The following is a 5024-nucleotide window of genomic DNA, read 5'->3' on the forward strand; positions in this document are numbered from 1 at the left end:
CGCCACCGCAACACGCCGCTCAACAAGACCAGCCAGCGTCACGTCGGGCAGATTGGCCGCTGCGGTATTCCAGCCAGACAGCAGCTGCTCGCGCTCCTCGGCGGCCAGCACCTCGACGGCGTGCAGCCGCACGTCCGCCGTGCTGGTCACAGTGGCCAGCACCCGCCCGTACCACTCGGCCAGCCGCTCGGCGGTCGACGCGTCGAACATGTCCGCCGCGACCGTCACCGAGCCGTGCAGGCCCGCCGGCCGGCCCTGCGCGTCGAACGACTCGACCACGACGACTTCCAGGTCGAATCGCGACGTGGTGGCCGAGTTCCCGAGCTTCGGCCCGGCCGCCGTCGACGTGGCCTGAGGCAGGCCCACCGTGCCGCGCTCGAGGTTCTGGACGGTCAGCATCACCTGGAACAGCGGGTGGCGGGCCATGGACCGGCTCGGTGCCAGCTCCTCGACCAGCCGCTCGAACGGCACGTCCTGGTGTTCCAGGGCACCCAGGCAGGCCTGCCGGGAGCGGGCCAGCACCTCGGTGAAGGTCGGGTCGCCGGACAGGTCGGTGCGGACGACCAGGTTGTTGACGAAGAAGCCGATCAGGTCGTTGAGCGCCTCCTCGTTGCGGCCCGCGACCGGGAAGCCGATCGGGATGTCGGTGCCGGCGCCCAGCCGGGACAGCAGTACCGCGAGCGCCGACTGGAGCACCATGAACGGCGTGACGCCCTGGGCCCGGGCCAGCTTGGCCAGCCGCCGGTGCACCGCAGGCGGCACCTTCAGCGGCGCCATGTGCCCACGGTGCGAGGCCACCAGCGGACGCGGCCGGTCGACCGGCAGGGTCAGCTCCTCGGGGAGCCCGGCCAACTGCTCACGCCAGTAGCCGACCTGGGCGGACAGCACGCTCTCCGGGTCGGTCTCCGAGCCGAGCAGTTCCCGCTGCCACAGCGCGTAGTCGGCGTACTGCACCGGCAGCGGCTCCCAGCCGGGCGCCGCGCCGCGCAGCCGGGCCTCGTACGCGGTGGACAGGTCCCGGCCCAGCGGCGCCATCGACCAGCCGTCGCTGGCGATGTGATGCACCACGAGCACGAGCACGGACTCGCCCGCGTCGGTCCGGAACAGCCACGCCCGGATCGGCACTTCCGCCGCGAGGTCGAAAGCATGCAGCGACGCCGCCGCCACGGCCTCCTCGAGACCGTCCGGCGCGACCTCCCGAACGTCGAGCTCCCAGTCGAGCTGGTCCGGGTCCAGGATCTGCTGGTAGGGCTCGCCGTCAGCCACCGCGATCAGCGTCCGCAGCGACTCGTGCCGGCCGAGCACGTCCCGCAGGGCGGCGCCCAGCGCCGCCACGTCGAGGTCGGCGCCCAGCCGGAGCAGCACCGGGATGTTGTAGACCGGGCTGGGCCCTTCGAGCTGACCCAGGAACCACAACCGCCGCTGCGCGAATGACAAGGGGATCACGACTGCTCCTTACGCATCGGCCGCAACGCCGGTCGGTTTGATGTAGGCCGTCCGAGCTTCGTCGCGAGCGCCGCCGGGGTCGGCGTGTCGAACAGCTCGCGCAGGGACAGTTCGGCGCCCAGGACGGCACGAACCCGGGACACCACACGGATGGCCAGCAGTGAATGGCCGCCCGACGCGAAGAAGTCGTCGTCGGCGCTCACCCGGTCCAGCCCGAGGACCTCGGCGAACACCTCGCAGAGGGCCGTCTCGTTCGCGTTCGCCGGGGCTCGGCCGGTGCCGGCCTGCGGCGCGTAGTCGGGCGCGGGCAGCGCCCGGCGGTCCAGTTTGCCGTTGACGGTCAGCGGCAGCCGGTCGAGCCGCACCACCGCGGACGGCACCATGTAGTCCGGCAGCCGCTGCGCGGCGAACTGCCGCACATCGGCGACGTCGTCGTCCGCCACCACGTAGGCGACGAGCCGCTTGTCGCCGGGCGTGTCCTCGCGCACGATGACCGCGGTCTGGATCACGTCCGGATGGTCGTCCAGCACGGCTTGGATCTCGCCCGGCTCGATCCGGAACCCGCGGATCTTCACCTGCTGGTCGGCTCGGCCCTCGTAGACCAGCTGCCCATCGGCCGACCACTTCGCGAGGTCGCCCGAGCGGTACATCCGTTCGCCGGGGGCGTACGGCGACGCGACGAATCGCTGGCTCGTCAGGCCCGGCCGGCCCACGTAGCCCTGCGACACCTGCGCGCCGGCCACGTACAGCTCGCCGACCACGCCAGGCGGAACCGGCTGGAGCCGGTCGTCGAGCACGTACATCGTGGCGCCCGGTAGCCCGCGACCCACCACGCTGCCGGCTTCCGCGCCGGTCAGCTCGTACACGGTCGAGTGCACGGTGGTCTCGGTGATGCCGTACATGTTGATCAGGCGCGGTCCGTCAAGCCATCCGTAGACCCGCGGCGGTTCCAGGGCCTCGCCGGCGAACACCACCATCCGCACCGACGGCAGCGGCTCGGCCGCGACGGTCAGCAGTTGGTAGAACGCCGACGGGGTCTGGCTCAGCACCGTCACGCCCTCGTGCTCGATCAGCCGGGCGAAGTCCTGCGGGCTGCGGGACACCGGGAACGGCACCACGACCACGCGAGCGCCGTGCACGAGCGCGCCCCACAACTCCCACACCGACACGTCGAACGCGAAGGAGTGGAAGCAACTCCAGACGTCGGACCCGGTCAGCTCGAACACACCCTGCGCCGCGCCCAGCAGTGCGAGCACGTTGCGGTGGGTCACCACCACGCCCTTCGGCGTGCCGGTCGATCCGGACGTGTAGATCACGTACGCGGTTGCGTCCGGTGGCACCACCCGGCCGAGCGAGGTGTCCGGCAGCTCGGCGATGAGTTCGGCCGTCTCCGGGTCGTCCAGCACCACCGACGGCGCCGTCCCGGGGACCAGCGGCGCGCAGGCCTCCGACGTCACCACCGCCACCACCGCCGCATCGCCCAGCACCAGGCCGACCCGCTGTGCCGGCGACCGCGGATCCACCGGCACGTACGCCGCACCGGCCTTGAACACCGCCAGCAGTGACACCACCACGTCGGCTCCGCGTTCCAGCACCACCCCGACGAAGGAACCGGCGCCCACGCCGAGCCCGGCCAGGTGCCGGGCCAGCCGGTTCGCCCGCACGTCGAGCTCGCCGTAGGTCATCGACATGCCGTCGGCCACCACCGCGACCGCGTCCGGGTCCGCCGCCACCCGCTGCTCGACCAATTCGACAAGCGTGGTGTCGGCGATCTCGGCGCCCGGATCGTTCCAGGCGGCCAGCATCTGCTGCTGCTCGGCGGCGTCGAGCACCCGCACCGCGCCGACCGGCACGTCGGCGCCGCCGGCCAGCGCGGCCACCAGGTTGCCGACGGTCGTGCACAGCAACCGGCCCACCGCGTACGGGTCGGCCTCGGTCGCCTCGACGCTGAGCGTGAGGCCACCGCCGGCCTGATCGTTGACCGACACGGTCAGCGGGTAGTTCGTCCGCTCCTTGAAGTAGACGCTGCGGATACCGTCCGGAGCCCGGGTGGCCTCGGCGTCCGGCCCGTCCGGGCCCTGCGCGATGTGCCGGTAGTTGAACAGTGATGTGAACAGCGGCGCATTCTCCGCCACCCCGCTGGCCTGCTGTGCGAGCGCGAGCGGCGCGTGCTCGTGTTCCAGCAGCGCGGCGAGCTGGACGCGCATCTCCTGTACCGCATCCGGCACGCTCAGCCTGCCGGTCCGTACGCGCACCGGCAGCGTGTTGATGAACGGACCGACCACCCGGTCGGCGCCCGCACCCGCGTTCATCCGGCCGAACAGCACCGTGCCGAACACCACGTCGTCACGGCCCGACAGCGTCGACAGCACCCGCGCCCACGCCACGTGCAGCACCGTCGCCGCACTCACGCCCAGTTGCCGCGACACCTCACGCAACCGGTCGGCGACATCCTGTGGCACCGGCATTTCGGCAGTGGACGAATCGGTGCCGTCGCCGTGGACGTCCATCAGGCCGTACGGCGCGGTCGGCTCGGTCACGTCGCCGAGTAGCTCGGCGAAGTACCGCTCGTGCTCCTGCGCCGGAACGCTGCGGGCCTGGGCGACGAAGTTGCGGAACGGCAACGCGGGCGCCAGGTCCGCGGCCGATCCGGTCAGGATCGCGCGCAGCTCGGCCATCAGCACGTCCATGCCCTGGTGGTCCTGAAGCATGTGGTGCATCCGCAGCAGACCCAGCCAGCCGTCACCGTCACGCGCCACATGCACGTCCATCAGCGGCGGCCGGCTCAGGTCCATGCCCGATCCGACCCGGGCGACCAGGCCGGCGATCCCGTCGTCGACCACGTGGGTCGTCACCGGCAGCGCGGCGTTGCGCAGCACGACCTGCACCGGTTCCGGCAGCCCCTCCCAGATCACTGCCGTGCGGTAGATGTCATGCCGATCAACGACCTGCTGCAATGCGCCGACGAACCCGTCCAGTCGGTCCCGGGAATCAAAGGCAAAGCCCCAGAGCGAGACGTACGGGTCCCCGCTCCCCTCGGCCATCAGGTGGTGGAACAGCAGCCCCTCCTGCAGGGGCGCGAGCGGGTAGACGTCGGCCACGTTCGCCGCGCCGCCCTCGACGGTGGCCACCACCCGCTCGACGTCGGCGTCGGTGAAATCGACCAGCGGCAGCATGTCCGCCGTGATCCGCTCAGCGTCGACGGGGATCAGATTCTCCGGGACCACGACCGTGTCGGCGGCCGGCACGGCCGCGGCCAGCCCGGCCGGCGTGGGAGTCTCGAACAACGCCCGCACCGACACGGCAACGCCTCGGCCGCGGAGTTCCTCCACCAACCGCACGGCCAGCAGGGAATGCCCACCGAGGCGGAAGAAGTCGTCCTCGACACCAACCCGCTCCAGCCCGAGAACCGAGGCGAACACCTCGCACAGGATCTCCTCCTGCGCCGTCGCCGGCTCCCGACCCGAACCCGCCGCATAGTCAGGCGCCGGCAACGCCCGCCGATCCAACTTCCCATTCACCGTCAACGGCAACCGGTCCAACACCACCACCACCGACGGCACCATGTACTCCGGCAA

The 5024-nt window shown here is 71.6% G+C and carries 2 protein-coding genes; both read right to left on the bottom strand.

Annotation, left to right across the window (positions count from 1 at the left end; all coding sequences use genetic code 11):
• The coding region (locus tag ACFY2A_RS30455) for a condensation domain-containing protein (protein ID WP_387176777.1) at positions 1–1446 on the bottom strand (1446 nt) is incomplete at its 3' end.
• Positions 1443–5024 (bottom strand): amino acid adenylation domain-containing protein (locus ACFY2A_RS30460; RefSeq protein ID WP_387176779.1); only part of this gene is annotated, 3582 nt, incomplete at its 5' end. The genes ACFY2A_RS30455 and ACFY2A_RS30460, both read right to left, overlap by 4 nt.

The sequence above is a fragment of the Micromonospora sp. NPDC000442 genome, assembly GCF_042898635.1.
GTDB lineage: Bacteria > Actinomycetota > Actinomycetes > Mycobacteriales > Micromonosporaceae > Micromonospora.